We start from the raw sequence: 17,462 nt of genomic DNA, 5'->3' as shown, positions 1-17,462 counted from the left end.
TCCTATTGAAACAAAAAGAGTTAAACAAAAAAATCTTATATTTTGCTTGTTATTTATTCATTTTAATCTTATTCAAAAAAGGAACAGCTAAAGCAACTATGAAAACAAAGTATTGAAAATAAAGCAGAATAAATATTCATTTTTATTGTAATTCACGAATAAAAAACAAACAATCACTCGAACGCTTGTTATTTAAAAACGTAATCAGTTTTTTCTCTTTCTATTTTCCAATCTATGAGTAATAAAATATATGAATCTACATTTAAGTCATTTTATTATCAAATATTCTGAATATTATAAGAATTGGAGTTTTATCTATGAGTGACAAAGAACAACTTGAGAAATTAGACAAATCCTTTCTGGGACAACCGAAAGGACTAGCAACACTGTTCTTCACAGAAATGTGGGAACGTTTCAGTTACTACGGCATGCGTGCTATTCTAATGTATTACATTTACGATACCGTAGCCAATGGCGGTTTAGGTCTCCCCAAAGCAACTGCCTTAGCCATCATGTCCATTTATGGATCAATGGTTTTCATGTCCAGTATCATTGGCGGTTGGGTCTCTGACCGTGTCTTAGGTTCAAGGAAAACTGTTTTTATTGGTGGTTTGTTAATCATTGCTGGACATATTGTTCTCGCTACCCCATTTGGTGTCCCCGCCTTATTCGTTTCTATTATGTTAATTGTATTTGGGACTGGGATGTTAAAACCAAACGTTTCAGGGATGGTTGGCCATCTTTATTCAAAAACTGACTTACGTAGAGATGCAGGCTTCTCCATTTTTTACATGGGGATTAATATCGGAGCCTTAATCGCTCCCCTTGTTGTCGGAACTTTAGGACAAGAATATAATTATCATTTAGGCTTTTCCGTTGCTGCAGTAGGGATGTTCTTCGGGCTACTACAATATTATTTCCAAGGACGTAAATCTCTGGCTGGAATTGGTCAGGCCCCAACTAATCCAATGTCTAAAGAAGAGCAAAAGAAATTTGCTAAAGCATTTATGTTGGCAATTGTCGTTGCTTTACTTATTTTTGGTGGCGCCTATGTCACAGGACATTTAACAATTGATTTCTTTATTAATACCATCAGCGTGTTAGGAATCCTGTTACCAGTTTATTATTTCAGCAAAATGTTAACGTCTAAAGATGTCACTGCTGAAGAAAAACCAAAAGTTCTGGCTTACTTGCCATTATTCTTAGCAGCAATTGTTTTCTGGTCATTGGAAGAACAAGGTTCGTCTATTCTTGCTCTATTTGCAAATGAACGGACGCAAACGAGTTTGTTTGGCTTCCCGATTGCCGCTAGCTGGTTCCAATCATTAAATCCTGTATTCGTAGTTATTTTGACCCCTATTTTTGTTACATTATGGACAAAACTAGGTAAACGTCAACCATCAACAGTTGTGAAGTTTTCACTAGGGCTAGTCTTTGCTGGTCTTTCCTTCGTCTTATTAATGTTGCCAGGTCTACTTTATGGTACCGAAGGACGAGTGAGTCCACTTTGGTTATTCTTTAGTTTCTTCATTATGATTGTCGGAGAAATGTGTTTATCTCCCGTTGGCTTATCGATTACTACAAAATTAGCACCGAAAGCTTTCGAAGCTCAAACCGTTGCTATTTGGTTATTAGCAGATGCCGCTTCACAAGCCATTAACGCTCAAATTGCTCGTTTCTATACACCTGGAACAGAGTCAGCATATTTTGGGATTGTCGGACTTGTAGCTGTCGTTGCTGGGATTCTCTTATTCATTGTGAAAAAACCAATCCAAAACTTAATGGGTGACGTCCGTTAAACCGTCAAAAAAGTTGCCTTTCTCTTTTTTGAAAGGCAACTTTTTTATACAGCGTTTTGATAACGTTTTCATCAAGTGGTATACTAAATAGAAGGAGGACGAGGACATGCGTTACTTAATTGGCGGTATTTTTTTATTGATTAGTATCTGGCAATTCATTGTTACTGGACGGACATTTGCCTACTTAAAGAAAGAGGGCGGCAAAAGAACCTCACCATTTATTCTGTTAGGACTATGGAGTAGCTTAGTGTTTGCTATTATTTCATTTGCTGTGGCGATTGCTTCTTTCTTTTATGTGAGTTTTTAGTAGAAGGCTAGCCATAAGTAAAAGGAGCGAGATTGCTAGTCTCGCTCCTTTACTTATTTATTATGGTTGTTTTCCAATATAAGCTAAAATTCCACCATCGACATATAAGATATGTCCATTAACAAAGTCAGAAGCGTTAGATGCTAAGAAAACTGCTGGGCCAGCTAAGTCTGCTGGTGTGCCCCAACGATTAGCAGGTGTTCGACCCAAGATGAATTCGTTAAATGGATGCCCTGGTTCTCTTAATGGCGCCGTCTGTGGCGTTTCAATGTAGCCAGGTCCAATCCCATTACATTGAATATTATATTGTCCATATTCAGAAGCAATATTTTTCGTTAACATTTTTAGTCCGCCTTTTGCTGCCGCGTACGCACTAACTGTTTCACGACCTAGTTCACTCATCATTGAACAGATATTGATAATTTTGCCATGACCCTTTTCAATCATATCTGGAATAACCGCTTTTGCCATAATAAATGGCGCATTCAAGTCAACATCAATCACTTGACGGAACTCTTCTGCTGACATATCCACCATTGGAATTCGTTTAATAATTCCCGCATTATTGACTAAAATATCAATAGAGCCGACTTCTTCTTTAATCTGAGCAACCATCGCTTGAACTTGCTCTTCATCAGTGACATCACACACATAACCACGTGCTTCAATCCCTGCGGCCCGATAATTTTCCAAGCCTTGTTCAACTGATTCAGGAGATAAGTTATTAAAAACAATTGTTGCTCCTGCTTCAGCTAGGGATTTCGCAATCTCAAAGCCAATCCCATAGACAGCACCTGTAATTAACGCTACTTTTCCATCTAATTGAAAATCATTCATTTTAAATTCCATGTTTTCTCCTCTTTCTTTGGTTTATTTTAATTGATCCATTGCAACCATATCCATGTCTGTGTACGTAATATTTTCTCCGCACATGGCCCAAATAAAGGAATAATTACTTGTACCAACCCCAGAATGAATTGACCAGCTTGGTGAAATGGCTGCTTGTTCATTACTCATTACTAAATGTTTCGTTTCGTCTGGTTTACCCATCATGTGGAAAATCCGCGTATCTTCTTCCATATCAAAATAAACATACGCTTCCATACGACGTTCATGTGTATGACAAGGCATTGTATTCCAAGCGCTACCTGGTTCTAAAATGGTGTAGCCCATTTGTAACTGGCAACTTTCACAAACGTTCGGATGAATGTATTGGTAAATTTTACGTTGGTTCAATGTTAATGGATCACCCGTTTCCATTGGGGTAATTTCATCAATACTAATTTTTACGTTGGGATATTTATGATGTGCTGGCACACAACTAATGTAAAATTTCGCTGGATTATCAGGGTTTTCTGAAGAAAAACGAACATGTTTTGTTTCTTTCCCAATATAATAGCCATCTTGTTTTTTCATTGTTTCTTTGGCGCCATCAATTTCAATAAAGCCTGGTCCCCCAATATTAATAACCCCTAGTTCACGGCGTTCTAAGAAATAGTCAACCCCTAATTCTTTGTCCAAAATAATTTCTAATTCTTCTGTGGTCGGTGTCACACCACCAAAAATCATCCGATCATTATGTGTGTAGGTTAAGCTGATTGCACCTGGAATAAAAACTTTCTCTACTAAAAATTCATCTCTCAATTGTTCTGTTGAATAGTGACGGATATCCGCCGGACTATGTGTATAACGTGTTTCCATATTTTGCATAACTAAAATCTCCTATCTATTTATTTTTCCTGAGCCCGTTGCCAAAAAAGCAAGGACTTCTTTTTGACTAAATTGATTACAATCACCATGGACAGTATGTTTTAACGCACTAGCCGCTGACGCAAAATCAATGCAGGTTTGTGGATCATAGGCAGCTAATAAACCATGTAAAACCCCACCAGCAAACGCATCACCGGCACCGACACGGTCAACAATCGGTTGTAATCGATGACATTTGGACGTATAATACGCACCTTTGTACCATAGCGTTCCGATTAATTCATTATCTGTCGCTGAATGAACTTGACGTTTGGTTGAATAAAATACTTGAATGTTGGGATAACGTTCTTGCATTTTTCGGTAGTACCACGTTAATGCATCTTCAAGTTCTTCCTCTGGTTCTGGAATCTCCAGTAAATAACGAGCATCTAATACCCCAGCTGAACAAATATCAACAAATGGAAGAATGGCCTTCAATGCCACGCTCGCTTCTTTCTGGGACCAAAGTTTCCCTCGATAATTAATGTCAAAACTTACTTGGCACCCTGCTTGCTTCGCTGCTTTAACTAGCGCAACCGTCATACTTTGCCACGTTTTTGATAACGCCGCTGTAATTCCTGAAATATGAAAGATCTCTACTCCTGAAAACAGCTCATGTAAGTCCCATTCCATTTCTTCGATTTGAGCAAAGCTTGAATAGGCGCGATCGTAGACAACACTGGCTGCTCGTTCTCCTGTACCAGTTTCCAAGTAATATGTTCCTAGGCGTGTTCCGCCAGTTCGTACAAATTCCGTTGAAACCCCATAACGACTCAAATGCTTTTTGGCGGCTTCTCCTAATGAATTATCGGGTACTTTACTAGCAAAAGTCACTTGGTGGCCATAGTTCGCTAACGAAATCGCTACATTCGCTTCACCACCGCCGTAATGTACAGCGAAATTTTCTGTTTGTGCTACGCGTATTCCGACAGGCGTGGACAAACGCAACATGATTTCTCCCAATGTTACGACTTTCCCCATGTGCCTACACCCCTTTGATTGCTTGGAATTTTTCCATATAGGCTTGGGCAACCTCACGAACTTTTTCAAAATCCCCAGTTGCTGCTGGCGCTAACAGATTGCCACCAACACCGACAGCCGTCACACCTGCAGCAAACCACTCGGCCATATTTTCCAAACTGACACCACCCGTTGGCATAATATTTAACTGAGGCAATGGCGCTTTAAATGCCGAAATAACACTCGGTCCATAAACACTTCCCGGAAATAGTTTAATAATATCTGCTCCGCTTTTCAGTGCTTCTTTCATTTCTGTGATGGTCATACAGCCTGGCAAGTAGGGAACTTGATATAAATTGCAAATTTTAGCGGTTTCTTCATCGAAGCTTGGACTCACAATATATTCAGCCCCTGCTACAATAGCTAAACGAGCAGTCGTAGCATCCAAAACTGTCCCCGCACCAATGACTACGTCAGGATTTTCTTTGTATAACGCAACTAATTCCTGAATCACTTCTGTTGCTTGAGGAACAGTAAAGGTTAACTCAATCCCCCGCATACCGCCTGCTACAATGGCTTGACTAGCTTTTAGCGCTTCCTCTTTTGTCTTTCCGCGAACCACAGCAATCACGCCAGCATTTTCTAATTTTTGTAAAATTGATACTCGCTTCAACAGACTCCCTCATTTCTTATTTAGAAATATATATTTATTATAAAGAAATTTACAACTTCATTATACAGATAAAAAAAGAAAATGCAAACGTTTTTACAAAAATAAAAAAAGAAAGACAAACAAAAATCCCAATCGACTTTTGTTTGTCTTTCTTTTTCTACTATAATTTCGCTTCAATCGCTGCTTTTGTTGCCAAAAGGGCTTGATTAATCGTCGTTTTATTTTCCTCTGTCAAACGATATTTCGGCATGCTTACACTAAAAGCACCCGCAATTTCGCCATCTTTCATTAAAGATACTCCGCTACAGAAAATATCTTGTTCAATTTCTTCATCATCGTAAGCAACCCCCGTTTGTTGCACTTGTTTTAATTCTTTTTTCAAACGCAAGGGATTGGTAATCGTATTTTCGGTATAGGGAATTAATGTCTGCGTGTCTAAATATTGTTGCACTTGTTCTTCCGAAAATTCTGCTAAAACGGCTTTACCCATGGCCGAATTATACAAAGGTCGAGTAATTCCCACTTTCGAGGACATGCGAATCGTTTGATTTTTCGGTTCTAATTTATTGATATACAGAATTTCATTATTATTTAAAATCCCTAAATGAATGGTTTCATCGACCGTATTTTGAAGGTTTTCTAAATAAGGTACCGCAATTTCAGCTAAATCGATTTGCTCCACACTTTGATTCGCATAGCGAATCAATTTTGTTCCTAAGCGGTACGTCTTGTTCGTGTCTTTTTGAACATAGCCAATTAATGTTAAGGTTTCTAAAATTTTGATTGCCGTTGATGCCGTCATTTCGGTATTCTTTGCAATTTCCTGTAAGGTTTGATCGGGTTGTAAACTTAGACAGTCCATGATTTTAGCCGCTTTTAACAAGACTGTTCCGTAAGGTTTTGTTTCTTTCATCGAAACCCTCCTTTTCCATATAAGAAATTATATAGAAAAATAAAGAAATTGCAAGAAAAAAGAACTCGAAGATTCATTCAGTAACGTTTTACTTTCACTTCAGGTCTTTCTCCCAGTCCTATTTCATTCTTATTTTCTTTTCTTTAACTCATCAGAAACATCTGCATCCTTAGGAATTAAAAGATACTCACTGACTTCTGTGGTTTCATTAAATACGACATATAATTTTTGTTCTTCATCGAAATCGCCTAAATCAATCGCTACGTAATTAGGACAAACTTCTGAGATACCATGAAACATTTGACTAAAGATTTTTTTCGTCATCCCCACATTACGATGCTGCTCTTCTGCTTTTTCCACCGCACTTTGTAACGTATATCCTTCATCTAAAAAACGCTTGATCCAATGCACTTTGACGACTGTATGTAACCGATATTTCCGTGGACCGTTTGCGTCTTTCGCAATGGAAGAAATATACCCTTTTTCTTCCCAATAACGAAGTTGACGTGGCGAAACTTCAGCAATTTCACTTAGTTCACTAATTCCTATCAACAAATTTTCTTCATTTAACAAACGCTGAATCATTTTTGACCACATTAGTTTAACTTCCTTTCCCTTATCCTTTCCTTAATTGTAGTTTTTTTTACACCTTTGTCAAGTAAGTTGACAAAGATTCTAATTAGTTGTAAAGTAGTTAATGCAATTTAATTTGAAACTTACAGAAAAAGGAGCGATATATGTGACTTCACAACAACCTGTGGATATTCACGGAAAACCTTATAACCGGTCGTTACTAGTCGGCGTTTTACTAATCGGAACATTTTGTACGATTTTAAACCAAACACTTTTAACGACGGCCTTACCTACATTAATGAAAGAATTTGATATCTCAGCTTCAAGTGTACAGTGGCTAACCACTGGATTCCTACTTGTGAACGGCATTATGATTCCCATCAGTGCTTGGTTGATTAACAAATTCAGTTCAAAAAAATTATACATAACAGCGATGTCAACGTTCTTAATCGGAACCATCATCTGTTTTGTAGCGCAAGACTTCGGCATGTTATTGACTGGACGTCTTGTTCAAGCCGCAGGGGTCGGCGTATCTATGCCTCTTTTACAAACAATTATGCTTTCAATTTTCCCGCCTGAAAAACGTGGCGCTGCCATGGGCACAACGGGAATTGTTATCGGATTAGCACCCGCTTTAGGTCCAACATTATCTGGTTGGATTATTGATTCTTATACATGGCGTGACCTTTTTGGGATGGTCATTCCAATTGTCGTTTTAGTCCTAATTTTAGCTTCATTTTTAATGAAAAATGTCATCCAATTATCTAATCCAAGTATCGATGTCTTATCGGTCATTCTTTCTACTCTTGGCTTTGGTAGCTTACTTTACGGTTTCTCAAGCGTTGGTGATAAAGGTTGGGGTAGCCCACAAGTCTATGGATTCTTAATTGTTGGTGCGATTGTTTTATGTCTTTTTACATATCGACAATTGCATTTAGAACAACCTTTCTTAGAACTACGCGTTTTTAAATCAAAAGTCTTTACTGTTGCAGCCATTTTATCTGGCGTAACCAACATGGCAATGATTGGTGCCGAAATGGTTTTACCTTTGTATATCCAAAATATTCGTGGCGAATCTGCCTTCCATTCAGGGTTAATGCTTTTACCAGGAGCGTTAGTCATGGGACTTATGATGCCAGTAACGGGTCGCATTTTTGATAAAATTGGTGCCCGTCGTCTTGCGATTACTGGGATGTTTATTTTAACAGCTGCAACGTTACCGTTTGCTTTCTTAACAAAAGCAACACCTATTATTTATATCATTGTCCTATATGCGATTCGGATGTTTGGTATTTCGATGGTCATGATGCCTGTGACAACTTCTGGCATGAATGCTTTACCAATGAATTTATTAAGTCACGGAACTGCTGTAAACAACACCTTCCGACAAGTAGCCAGCTCAATTGGAACAGCTGTTTTGATTAGTGTTTTAACAAATGTTACCAAAGACGGCTTACCTGCATCAGACTTATTAAAAACAGCCCCACTCGCTTATCGCGATCAAGCAACAAACGCAACACTAAACGGCTATCACGCAGCCTTCTTCGTGGCAACAATCTTTGGCGTTCTCGGCTTGGCGATTACTTTCTTCTTAAATAAAAAAGAAGCGATGCCTGTTAAGGAAGTAGGTGCAATGAAATAATGATTATTTTCCTTTTAATCCTTTGCGTGTTAGGCTTTGCCTATACGAATGTATTTGGCCGAAAAGTCTGGCATAAATTCTGTATGGTTATTTTTGGTTTAGGGTTCTTAGCTTCGTTAAGTCTTATCGTTTTAAACGATAAAGATCATTTTGGTATGACCGAAGTTACTCAGGACAAAACGTTTGAACTAAAAAGCAGTAGTTCAAGCAAAGATGGCCCCAACATGTTATTGTACCAGCCGTTGGGCGATGGTTCCGAAAAAGTTTATTTATATAACACACCAGATAAAAAGAAACTACAAAAAACAGGAACGGAAAACGTCACAAACACAGTTCAAAAAGATGCTCAAAAAGCCACATTAGTCCAAAAAACGACGAAATGGTCCTATCAAGAGTCCTGGGCCAAAACACTATTTGGCCTTGCTGACAACGATAACCAATTTGCAAAACAAGAAAACACCTTCAACGTTGCTAGTGACTGGCTAGTTTTAAGTGCTGATCAAGCCAAAAAATTAGGCGAATATATGGAACAACATGCCACTGATATCAAAAAAGAAGGGACTGAAACAGTTGGCAAAAAAATGATGGCCGCTATGATGGCGAATCCATCAATGTCCCAAGAAGAACAAGCGAAACTCACCGAACAATATACCAAAGAGTTTCAACAAGAATTGATTCAGAAAATTCTTAGTGACACTCATTAAAAAAAGGACTGCCTGAGAAACTTATCAGGCGGTCCTTCTTAACGTTATTCCTATAAATTACACTTATCAATAAACGAGAGTTCTAAACATATCATTAATCATCGAAAACAATCTTACATGTCTATATTAATGTTCCAACTTGTCCAAAATTCCAAATAGCCTTATTTTTCTTTTTTAACTTTATTTGTTGCTTATTCTTCCAATTTAACGGATCTTGCTCATAGGTTTCAAAATCAATTTCAGCGACAAGCCATTCTTTTTTATCCTTGTCATAAACTAAAGTAACCGTAGCATTTTCACTTCCATCTCGAACATTTTCTTCCACTTTATCGTCTTTTAATCGAATTGAAATAGACAGGTCAATATATAAATCAAAACGAATCATTTGCAAATCATCAGTCACTTTCAAACTATCATTATTCATTATCAACACTTGAAAATCCTGAGAATACATTTCCATTATCGGTTTGATTATTTCAACTGTTTCAATTAGCTCTTTTTTGACATCTTTTTCCACATTCGTTAATAAGTCAAAATTAAAATTATTTTGTATACAGTCATTATATGACTGATAAAAATCTGCAACCACACCTAAAAGCTGTTTTTGAATTGCCTGATTATTTAGAAATGTTTTTGAATCTGTTAAAATTACTTCCTTGTCCTGATCTAATGTGATTGTTTTCTCTTTAGACTCCAAGCCAAAAGAAGGATTTTCAACTTCAAATTCAAACTGATATTTTCCTGGAATCAATGGACCAATTTTATTGTTCTTGATTTCAACAGCTCTTTTCTTGTGAACAACAGAAACTTTCTCCAAATCACTCCCTGTTAATAACTGAATATAACGTTTTCGAGGTAAAAATGTCGTTTTCGGGAATAACCCTTTGGTTGTAACCTTCTTAAAATTTTTCGAATTCAGCAAAAACTGTTCATCTACATTCCCTGCTAATTGAGCAAAGAACAATGAATAGCTTTCTTTAGATATTGCTGAACCATCTGAATAAGTCGGACAAATCATCTTACCTGTGTCAGCGTCTCCCTCAGAGATAGTTCTAACTAATTTTTTTGCTATTGCTTCTGGTGCATAATAAATCCTTCTAATGACATAACTAGTAACGAATAGCGACAGCGTGAATACGCACAAACTACCTATAACCAGTAGTTTCCTTTTTTTCATTATAAATACAAATCTCCCATAAATGCTTGTTTTAAATATTTAAATGAATGATTATTACTATTATCTGCGGTATCAATTGTCCACTTATCTGAATTTTTTGTTAAACGAACTTCATAGCCTTCACCACTTGAATAATCATTAGTATTAGTAGAAGCAGATTCAAACTTAGCAGGTAGTTGTTCTAATACATACTTTTCAGCATCGGTTTGCGCTTTGTCATAATCTGAATATTTCCCTTCATTTTTATCCACAAATTCAGAGACAATTCCTGTCAGATCAATACTATCAAAGTGAATTGTTTCTGGTTTTACATAAACAATCGCTGATTTTGGATAAAATTCTTTAAAAGAATAACTGATTTTTGCTTTTTTAGCATTTGCTGATTCAAATGCTTTCACCGCTGTCTCCAATTCTGCTTCTGAAGGTTTGTAATCGTAAAACTGTTCATTTAGCACTTGTCTAAACTCTTTACTAAATGTTTGTTGTTCCTCCCCTAAATTATTCGTTAAATTTTCTGCTGCTTTTTCAACTTGTTTATTTAAAAACACTGTATCAACAAAACCTTCAACTAGTTTTTGAGCTTCCTCTGAATTATCTGGATAATCTTTTGATTCAACAGCTACTTTGATATCCTTTTTCTTATCACCTAAAAAACTAACGGGTGCATAGTGAAGTTCATATTTTTTATCTTTATCTACTTTGAAAATAACATATCCATTAGTACTTTTTCCACCAGAAATAGATTCAAACTTAATCTGTTTAAAATTCTCATCCTCATTATATATATTTTTTTGAGCAATTTTATTGTCGTCTTCATCATAAAGATTAATTTCATCTGGAGATAAACTAAGTGTTTCTTTTCCTTTATTTTTGATTTTAATATTTAATGCTAAATAGCCCGTATCTTCTGTTACAGTTTCTTTTTCAGGAATAACATATGTTCCGTCTACAATCTGCATCGAAACCACTTTACTTGAAACTTCACCTTTCTTCTTTTCCGATTTATTTCCCCCTGTATTACCACACGCTCCAAGAAACACTATCCCGCACAAAAGTAATATACCCAACGACTTCCTAAAATATTTCATCTAAACACTCCTACTCTTTTTTTATTCCGCAAGTAATCACTCACACAACAAATTATACCTAAATATTTTTAAAGTTCAAGATAAATATTTTTTTAAAAATATTATAAAAATAATAAATATAATAAATTTTACCAAAAAAATAATATTATAATGTAACCAAAACTTTGTAATGTTGTTACTTTTCCAATCTCTTTTTTCATTTAGACAAGAAAGGATATCCTTTTTTTTAGTGAACAAACCTTAATAAATCATTTCTTCATAAAATCCAAACTATCTTATATAAAATTTAGTAGAATAATTTTAACAGTTATTTTAAAGTAACTATTTACAAAAAGAAAAACAAATAAATTTATAGAACTAGCATGGCAGATTTTTATCCACCTAAAACAAGCCTGTACAAAGTCAAACAAAAGATTCAAACTATTTTATTGGACTCTAATATTATTTAACATTTTTTCTACTATTTTTTAAATGTACATGTTTACATTTTAATTATTATTTTAAATTGTTTTTTAATAAAATATGCTTCCAGCACAATCATGTTGGAAGCATACCAAAGAATAAAAAACCCAAAATATATCTTTTTAATTATAAATCGCTTTAATCGGATCCATCCTCGAGGCACCAATTGCTGGAATAATCCCGAAAAAGATACCTGTGAAGACAGAAACCAATGTTGAAATGGCAAAGATGGACGGCGTAATAATTGGCGTAATCGAAATATACCCACCGACCACAGTTGCCAATAAGTAGCCGCAGCCGACACCAATCAAACCACCAATCAATGTGATAAACGCTGCTTCCATTAAAAATTGGAATAAAATGACTCGTGGTTTAGCACCAATGGCCCTACGAATCCCAATTTCTCGTTTCCGTTCCGTGACAGACACATACATGATGTTCATGACGCCAATTCCCCCGACTAATAGGGAGATTGCAGTAATTGCCATCAGAAACATCGTCATACCCGTGACCATTTCTTCCATTTGTTGTTGGAGTTGTTGGTCTTGGTCATTTTCTTTAAACGTTCCTTTCACTTCAGGATGATTTTCACTTAAAATAGTGATTGCCTGTCCTAAAATTGCTTCACGGTCCGCTCCCTCACGAACTTTAATATTGATGCCGCTAATTGCTTTTGTTTTCGCTAATTTATTATATGATTCTCGAGAAACAAAACTACTCATAGCAGTTGCCCAATCATCGTTCATACCCAAACTATCTAAATCTTTTGGTGCTAAAATACCAATCACCTTGTACATATAACCACCAATTGAAACAGCTTTTCCAATGAGTTGGCTAGGATCATCAAGCCGAATTTGCGCTTCAAAGATATCATGATTTAAGACAATCGCATCTGTATTTGCATCGCTCGGTTGAAAATCACGACCATATAAAATATCATTCTGCCCTTTAGTCGACGTAATGGATAAATTCGCTTGTGCCCCAAAATAATCCATTGGTACAAACAAATTGTCTCCGCCCCCCATCATTGATTCACCATATTGAGGATAAATACTTTCAATTCCTTGAATGTCTTGTAATTTTTTCAAGTCCACACGGCTAAACGTATAATCTGGCTCTTCATAGGACATAAAATTGTCACTGCTACCATCCGACATTGTATAATGAATCTTCAAAACATCCGCGTTCACTGCACTGGATGCCTTCACAACTTGACGCTTCATCCCTTCACCTAGCGCAGAAATCGTTACGACTGATGTAATCCCAATAATAATCCCGACCATCGTTAAAAATACCCGCAACTTATGCGCCTTTAAGCTTAAAAAAGTACTAACAAATAAATTAGCAATCATCTAATCACCTCTTCTTCCAAAAAGCGACCATCTTTCATATGAATCACTCGTGAGGCATATTTTTTCATATCTTCATCATGTGTCACCATGACAATTGTTTTGCCCTGTTCATTCAATTCTTTCAATAATTCCATGATTTCTGTACCCGTTTCACTATCCAATGCCCCAGTCGGTTCATCAGCCATAATCAATAATGGATCATTCACCAAGGAACGAGCAATGGCTACTCTTTGTTGCTGTCCTCCAGAAAGTTCAGTAACTTTTGATTTGGCTTTTGTTTCCAAACCGACAATTTTTAGGTATTTTTCAGCAATCGCTTTTTTCTCAGCGCGGCTTTTTTTCCCTTCATAAACACAGGGCAATTGAACATTTTGACTAACATTTAAGGAATTAATCAAGAAAAATTGTTGAAAAATAAATCCTAGATATTCATTGCGAAAGGCTGATTTTTTATTTTCAGACAATTTTGAAACATCTGTTCCTGAGAAATGATAACTTCCGTCTGTTAAGCGATCCAAGAAACCAATAATGTTCATCAGCGTTGTCTTACCGCTGCCGGACTTCCCCATGATTAAAATGAACTCTCCTTGATGGATGGTCAAGTTCAATTCTTTTAAAACATGTAGTTTTTCCTTACCTACTGGATAGAACTTGTTAATGTCCCGCAATTCAATGAGGGGTTGATTTGTATTGTTTGCTTCCACCATCAAGCCCTCCTATTTCGACGCATCTGTCAGTGATTCGTTGGTTGCTGATTCATCAGAAGCAATCGCTGCATCTGATTCAACAATATCACCGACTTTTACTGGTTTTTTTGAAGAAATAACCACTCGGTCGGCTGATTCTAAGCCAGATTCAATCGCCATTTTGTCGCCATTTTCTTGCCCGACTTGGACATCACGACGAATGATGGTTCCAAAATCATTCACTAAAACGTAGGCCTGTTCACCCTCTTTTTGAATCGCTTTTTTCGGTAACTCAATCGCCCCTAAATCGCCTAAATCAATGGTTGCTTGCATATGGTAACCATTTTTGACTTTGTCTAAATTGGCCAACGCAATTTTGACGCTATAACTAGACATCGTCGTGCCGCCCTCTGGATTGCCACTCGCGGCATCGCTGTTGCCTTCAGGAGGATTATCATCGATATAAGAAATTGAGCCATCCACAACCACATTGTTGGAAACAGAAGTTAGTTTAGCTTTTTGCCCAACACTAATTTTAGTCAAGTCCTTTTCATTCACTTTCCCAGCTAAATAAAGATCTTCTGAAGTTAACCGTAAAATCGGTGAATTGGCATCTTTTACTTCTGGAATTGATACGCGACCTTTGAAATTAGCCTTTGTGGAAATATATTGCTTCGCTCCTAAATCCGCTAAGGTTTCATTTGTAAAGGTAATCTCTTCATCTACCGCATCGACTTCTGTTTGATATTGTTCATTTAAATCATCACCAGACATCGTGCGGTCTTCTTCTTTAGTTTTATTAAATTTATCAATGGCCCGATTCCACTTATTATAGATATTCGCCCGCTTCGTTTCTAATTTGGCTAAGCTATTTTGTTGTGCCTCAATTTCTTTTGTGACCGCCTCATCTTCATAAGTAAATAATTCTGTGCCTGCATCTACGACATCGCCGTTTTTCACCTTAATCTCTGGATCCTTTGTTATTTTTTGATCACGCGCAAAGGCTTCCATTTGTTCCGGTTGGATGACACCGTTAATATAAATTTGTTGCAAGTCGGGAACGTCAAAATAGTCAATTCCCCAGTCATCTTTAGGCGCTTGCTTGACAGCTACTTGTTGTGCATTTTTATTTAACGCATTCACAGTTACGATGCCCCCAACCGCAATTACCGCAACTGCCCCCAATATAATTATCGTTTTCTTCTTCATTTTCTTCGTTTCATCTCCTCATTCTGTCTATTTTCCCCAACAAACTAAATTGCTCGGTCGTTCACTTATAACTATTTAACCATGCTTGAATTCAAGAAACAAGGGCATTTCTCTAGGCCTTTAGTCTGATTTATTTCATTTTTGTCCATTTTTTTATTTATTTCACGACAATAAATAACCATTGTTGGGTCTTTGTATTTCAACAATCTAAAAAGGTTATTTTTATGTTATTTATAACTAAACTATGCGTAATCGAGATTTTTTGCTTCTTTTTTTATTTAAGGTACACTAGAAGAAACAATTGAAAGTGAGGGCTTGCCATGAAAGTCATTATTTTTGGCGGTAGCGGTTTTTTAGGTCAACAAATCGCGAAAATTTTAGTCCAACGCCAACATCAAGTCATCAGTGTTTCACGTCATGGAAAGCCTGCCACGCTCTCCGCATCTTGGAGCCACCAAGTGCAGTGGGTATGCTCCGATGTTACTCGTGACACGAATTGGCAAGAACAGGTCCAACGTGCTGATTGGGTCATTGATACAGTAGGTATTTTATTTGAAAATCCACGAAAAAAGAAAACCTATCAACGGCTAATTCTGACGCCAGTGAAAAAAATCAGCTCTTTTTTAGCACAACAAAAAAAGCCAGCTAAGTTTTTATTTATTTCAGCCAATACTGTTCCTTTCCCTTTGAGAAAATATATGGATGCCAAATTGGCAGCGGAGGAACTAATCCACCAAGAAGTCGCCGAAGCAGTAATTTTTTATCCTAGTTTACTTGTAGGTCAAGAACGTACCGGCACCATACTTTTTAGTAAATGTATTTATTTTTTTAAGAAAATCCCCTTTTTAAAGAACTTATTTATTGGCTATGATCCTGTGCCTGTGGCAGAAATGGCACAAGAAATTGTTCACGTTTTAGAAGGCGGCAATTCTATTTACACACACAGAAGGACCCGCTAACAAGTTATCTCTCAATCGTCTCTGTCTAGAGGCGGTTTTTTTGTGTTACAATACAACTGTTCGAAGGAGAGAAGAAGCATGAAAAAAATTGCCATTATTGGCGGCGGCATTATCGGAATGACGTTAGCTAATTATTTAGATCCACAAAAATTTGACATTACCGTTTATGATGAAGGGATCGGCCAAGCGACTAAAGCGAGCGCTGGGATTATTTCCCCTTGGCTATCCAAACGTCGAAATAAGAAATGGTACCAATTAGCGCGAGAGGGCGCTGCCCTATTTCCAAAGCTAGTCAAAGATTTTCAGCTGACGGAAGATATTTATCGTCAATCAGGGACAGTCATTTTGCGTCCGGCAGCTGCTTTGGCAGACTTAGCCCATTTGGCAGAAGAGCGTAAGCAAACTGCACCTGAAATTGGAGAAATCACGATGTTGTCAGCGGTTCAAACAGCGAAGTTCTTACCGCTACTTAAGGAAACTCCCTCACTTTTTATTTCTGGCGGCGGTCGCCTAGATGGACCAGCTTATCTAAACCATCTTCAGAAACGCGCCGAAGCCAAAGGGGTCACTTTTTGTTCACAACGGGCGCACTTTCGACAACTGAATCAAGGGTGGGAAATTGTCACAAATTCAGAAAAAAAGAGCGTTGATTTTCTCGCTTTAACACCTGGTCCTCATTTAAAGGAATTACTCGCTACTTTAAATTTATCTGTGGACATTCGTCCCCAAAAAGGACAATTATTAGTTTTCGAGACCCCTTTTACAAACAGTCAGCAATGGCCTGTTGCTATGTTAGATGGCGAAGCCGATTTAATTCCTTTTAATAAAGGAAAAATTTTATTAGGTGCCACTCACGAAAATGAACAAGCCTGGGATTTAGAAGAGACTGCTAGCGCTTTTCAACAACTAACTTCTGGGACTGCGCCATTTCTAAAAGAAGCAGAGCAGCTTTTTAAGCAACCCATGCATTACCGCGTTGGTACACGTGCTTATACATCTGATTTCGCTCCGTTTTTTGGCCCTTTGCCAGAGCTGCCCCACCTTGTGGTTGCTAGCGGACTTGGTTCATCAGGACTCACTACTGGCCCATTCATTGGTTACCAATTAGCTGAATACTTCAATACAGGTGTCTTCAAAGGAGAACTTTATCAAAAACCACTTAGTCAATATGTTAAAAACAACCCCTCACTTTAATCAGCGAGCGGTTGT

Annotated in this window: 17 protein-coding genes; 6 read left to right on the top strand and 11 right to left on the bottom strand. The window is 37.2% G+C overall.

The genetic code is table 11. The features are described from left to right. Positions 1–317: 317 nt before the first annotated feature. The gene (locus IGL17_RS01655; protein ID WP_002355315.1) at positions 318–1,799 is read left to right on the top strand and encodes a peptide MFS transporter; all 1,482 of its coding nucleotides are present in this window, start codon (positions 318–320) and stop codon (positions 1,797–1,799) included. Positions 1,800–1,905: 106 nt separating this feature from the next. Beyond that, positions 1,906–2,106, top strand: a complete 201-nt coding sequence (locus IGL17_RS01650) for an immunity protein PlnM (protein ID WP_010717459.1) — start codon at positions 1,906–1,908, stop codon at positions 2,104–2,106. Between the two features lie 60 nt (positions 2,107–2,166). On the opposite strand, the gene IGL17_RS01645 is transcribed toward IGL17_RS01650, so the two are convergent. The 6 genes from IGL17_RS01645 to IGL17_RS01620 form a co-directional block, all read right to left on the bottom strand. Further along, positions 2,167–2,955, bottom strand: a complete 789-nt coding sequence (locus IGL17_RS01645; RefSeq protein WP_002362994.1) for a gluconate 5-dehydrogenase — start codon at positions 2,953–2,955, stop codon at positions 2,167–2,169. A gap of 21 nt (positions 2,956–2,976) precedes the next feature. Next, positions 2,977–3,816, bottom strand: a complete 840-nt coding sequence (gene kduI, locus IGL17_RS01640) for a 5-dehydro-4-deoxy-D-glucuronate isomerase (protein WP_002355301.1) — start codon at positions 3,814–3,816, stop codon at positions 2,977–2,979. Between the two features lie 12 nt (positions 3,817–3,828). Continuing rightward, on the bottom strand, positions 3,829–4,836 hold the full coding sequence (locus IGL17_RS01635) for a sugar kinase (RefSeq protein ID WP_016618126.1): 1,008 nt from the start codon (positions 4,834–4,836) through the stop codon (positions 3,829–3,831). Between the two features lie 4 nt (positions 4,837–4,840). Then, positions 4,841–5,488: a bifunctional 4-hydroxy-2-oxoglutarate aldolase/2-dehydro-3-deoxy-phosphogluconate aldolase gene (locus tag IGL17_RS01630; protein WP_002397542.1), complete on the bottom strand. Its 648-nt coding sequence runs from the start codon at positions 5,486–5,488 to the stop codon at positions 4,841–4,843. Between the two features lie 160 nt (positions 5,489–5,648). Then, positions 5,649–6,401 (bottom strand): IclR family transcriptional regulator, encoded by a 753-nt coding sequence (locus IGL17_RS01625; RefSeq protein ID WP_002355294.1) that lies wholly within the window; start codon positions 6,399–6,401, stop codon positions 5,649–5,651. 129 nt (positions 6,402–6,530) lie between these two features. Next, positions 6,531–6,998, bottom strand: a complete 468-nt coding sequence (locus tag IGL17_RS01620; RefSeq protein ID WP_002383688.1) for a MerR family transcriptional regulator — start codon at positions 6,996–6,998, stop codon at positions 6,531–6,533. Between the two features lie 100 nt (positions 6,999–7,098). Between IGL17_RS01620 and IGL17_RS01615 the strand changes: the two genes are divergently transcribed. Further along, positions 7,099–8,616, top strand: coding sequence for an MDR family MFS transporter (locus IGL17_RS01615; protein WP_002389910.1), 1,518 nt, complete (start codon positions 7,099–7,101; stop codon positions 8,614–8,616). After that, complete coding sequence (locus tag IGL17_RS01610; protein WP_016618125.1) at positions 8,616–9,320, top strand: DUF4811 domain-containing protein; 705 nt, start codon at positions 8,616–8,618, stop codon at positions 9,318–9,320. The genes IGL17_RS01615 and IGL17_RS01610 overlap by 1 nt, the downstream gene beginning before the upstream one ends. A gap of 121 nt (positions 9,321–9,441) precedes the next feature. Here the strand turns inward: IGL17_RS01610 and IGL17_RS01605 are convergent, their stop codons facing one another. The 5 genes from IGL17_RS01605 to IGL17_RS01585 form a co-directional block, all read right to left on the bottom strand. Beyond that, on the bottom strand, positions 9,442–10,497 hold the full coding sequence (locus IGL17_RS01605) for a hypothetical protein (RefSeq protein ID WP_016618124.1): 1,056 nt from the start codon (positions 10,495–10,497) through the stop codon (positions 9,442–9,444). Beyond that, positions 10,497–11,585, bottom strand: coding sequence for a DUF4352 domain-containing protein (locus tag IGL17_RS01600; protein WP_010819732.1), 1,089 nt, complete (start codon positions 11,583–11,585; stop codon positions 10,497–10,499). Before IGL17_RS01600 ends, IGL17_RS01605 begins: the two co-directional genes overlap by 1 nt. 584 nt (positions 11,586–12,169) lie before the next feature. Further along, positions 12,170–13,399 carry an ABC transporter permease gene (locus IGL17_RS01595; RefSeq protein ID WP_002355288.1) on the bottom strand — a complete coding sequence of 410 codons (1,230 nt, stop codon included), beginning with the start codon at positions 13,397–13,399 and terminating at the stop codon, positions 12,170–12,172. Further along, on the bottom strand, positions 13,396–14,106 hold the full coding sequence (locus IGL17_RS01590; RefSeq protein WP_002383683.1) for an ABC transporter ATP-binding protein: 711 nt from the start codon (positions 14,104–14,106) through the stop codon (positions 13,396–13,398). The genes IGL17_RS01595 and IGL17_RS01590 overlap by 4 nt, the downstream gene beginning before the upstream one ends. A gap of 9 nt (positions 14,107–14,115) precedes the next feature. After that, a complete protein-coding gene (locus tag IGL17_RS01585) occupies positions 14,116–15,294 on the bottom strand; it encodes an efflux RND transporter periplasmic adaptor subunit (protein ID WP_002366099.1) in 1,179 nt (392 codons plus the stop codon). 320 nt (positions 15,295–15,614) lie between these two features. On the opposite strand from IGL17_RS01585, the gene IGL17_RS01580 reads away from it, so the two are divergent. Further along, complete coding sequence (locus IGL17_RS01580) at positions 15,615–16,253, top strand: NAD(P)H-binding protein (RefSeq protein ID WP_002358396.1); 639 nt, start codon at positions 15,615–15,617, stop codon at positions 16,251–16,253. A 78-nt stretch (positions 16,254–16,331) separates the two neighbouring features. Beyond that, on the top strand, positions 16,332–17,447 hold the full coding sequence (locus IGL17_RS01575) for an NAD(P)/FAD-dependent oxidoreductase (protein WP_016618123.1): 1,116 nt from the start codon (positions 16,332–16,334) through the stop codon (positions 17,445–17,447). The last annotated feature ends 15 nt before the right edge of the window (positions 17,448–17,462 follow it).

Origin of the sequence: Enterococcus sp. AZ088, assembly GCF_051714845.1 — a bacterium.
Classification (GTDB): Bacteria; Bacillota; Bacilli; order Lactobacillales; family Enterococcaceae; genus Enterococcus; species Enterococcus faecalis.
This window is presented reverse-complemented; position numbering and strand designations above follow the sequence as displayed.

What these genes read in the sequence shown, in the direction of transcription:
- IGL17_RS01650 (WP_010717459.1), top strand. Translation starts at nt 1,906, where the DNA reads ATGCGTTACTTAATTGGCGGTATTTTTTTATTGATTAGTATCTGGCAA.
- IGL17_RS01575 (WP_016618123.1), top strand. Translation starts at nt 16,332, where the DNA reads ATGAAAAAAATTGCCATTATTGGCGGCGGCATTATCGGAATGACGTTA.
- IGL17_RS01610 (WP_016618125.1), top strand. Translation starts at nt 8,616, where the DNA reads ATGATTATTTTCCTTTTAATCCTTTGCGTGTTAGGCTTTGCCTATACG.
- IGL17_RS01595 (WP_002355288.1), bottom strand. Translation starts at nt 13,399, where the DNA reads ATGATTGCTAATTTATTTGTTAGTACTTTTTTAAGCTTAAAGGCGCAT.
- IGL17_RS01615 (WP_002389910.1), top strand. Translation starts at nt 7,099, where the DNA reads ATGCAATTTAATTTGAAACTTACAGAAAAAGGAGCGATATATGTGACT.
- kduI (WP_002355301.1), bottom strand. Translation starts at nt 3,816, where the DNA reads ATGCAAAATATGGAAACACGTTATACACATAGTCCGGCGGATATCCGT.
- IGL17_RS01580 (WP_002358396.1), top strand. Translation starts at nt 15,615, where the DNA reads ATGAAAGTCATTATTTTTGGCGGTAGCGGTTTTTTAGGTCAACAAATC.
- IGL17_RS01645 (WP_002362994.1), bottom strand. Translation starts at nt 2,955, where the DNA reads ATGGAATTTAAAATGAATGATTTTCAATTAGATGGAAAAGTAGCGTTA.
- IGL17_RS01585 (WP_002366099.1), bottom strand. Translation starts at nt 15,294, where the DNA reads ATGAAGAAGAAAACGATAATTATATTGGGGGCAGTTGCGGTAATTGCG.
- IGL17_RS01620 (WP_002383688.1), bottom strand. Translation starts at nt 6,998, where the DNA reads ATGTGGTCAAAAATGATTCAGCGTTTGTTAAATGAAGAAAATTTGTTG.
- IGL17_RS01600 (WP_010819732.1), bottom strand. Translation starts at nt 11,585, where the DNA reads ATGAAATATTTTAGGAAGTCGTTGGGTATATTACTTTTGTGCGGGATA.
- IGL17_RS01655 (WP_002355315.1), top strand. Translation starts at nt 318, where the DNA reads ATGAGTGACAAAGAACAACTTGAGAAATTAGACAAATCCTTTCTGGGA.
- IGL17_RS01605 (WP_016618124.1), bottom strand. Translation starts at nt 10,497, where the DNA reads ATGAAAAAAAGGAAACTACTGGTTATAGGTAGTTTGTGCGTATTCACG.
- IGL17_RS01625 (WP_002355294.1), bottom strand. Translation starts at nt 6,401, where the DNA reads ATGAAAGAAACAAAACCTTACGGAACAGTCTTGTTAAAAGCGGCTAAA.
- IGL17_RS01635 (WP_016618126.1), bottom strand. Translation starts at nt 4,836, where the DNA reads ATGGGGAAAGTCGTAACATTGGGAGAAATCATGTTGCGTTTGTCCACG.
- IGL17_RS01590 (WP_002383683.1), bottom strand. Translation starts at nt 14,106, where the DNA reads ATGGTGGAAGCAAACAATACAAATCAACCCCTCATTGAATTGCGGGAC.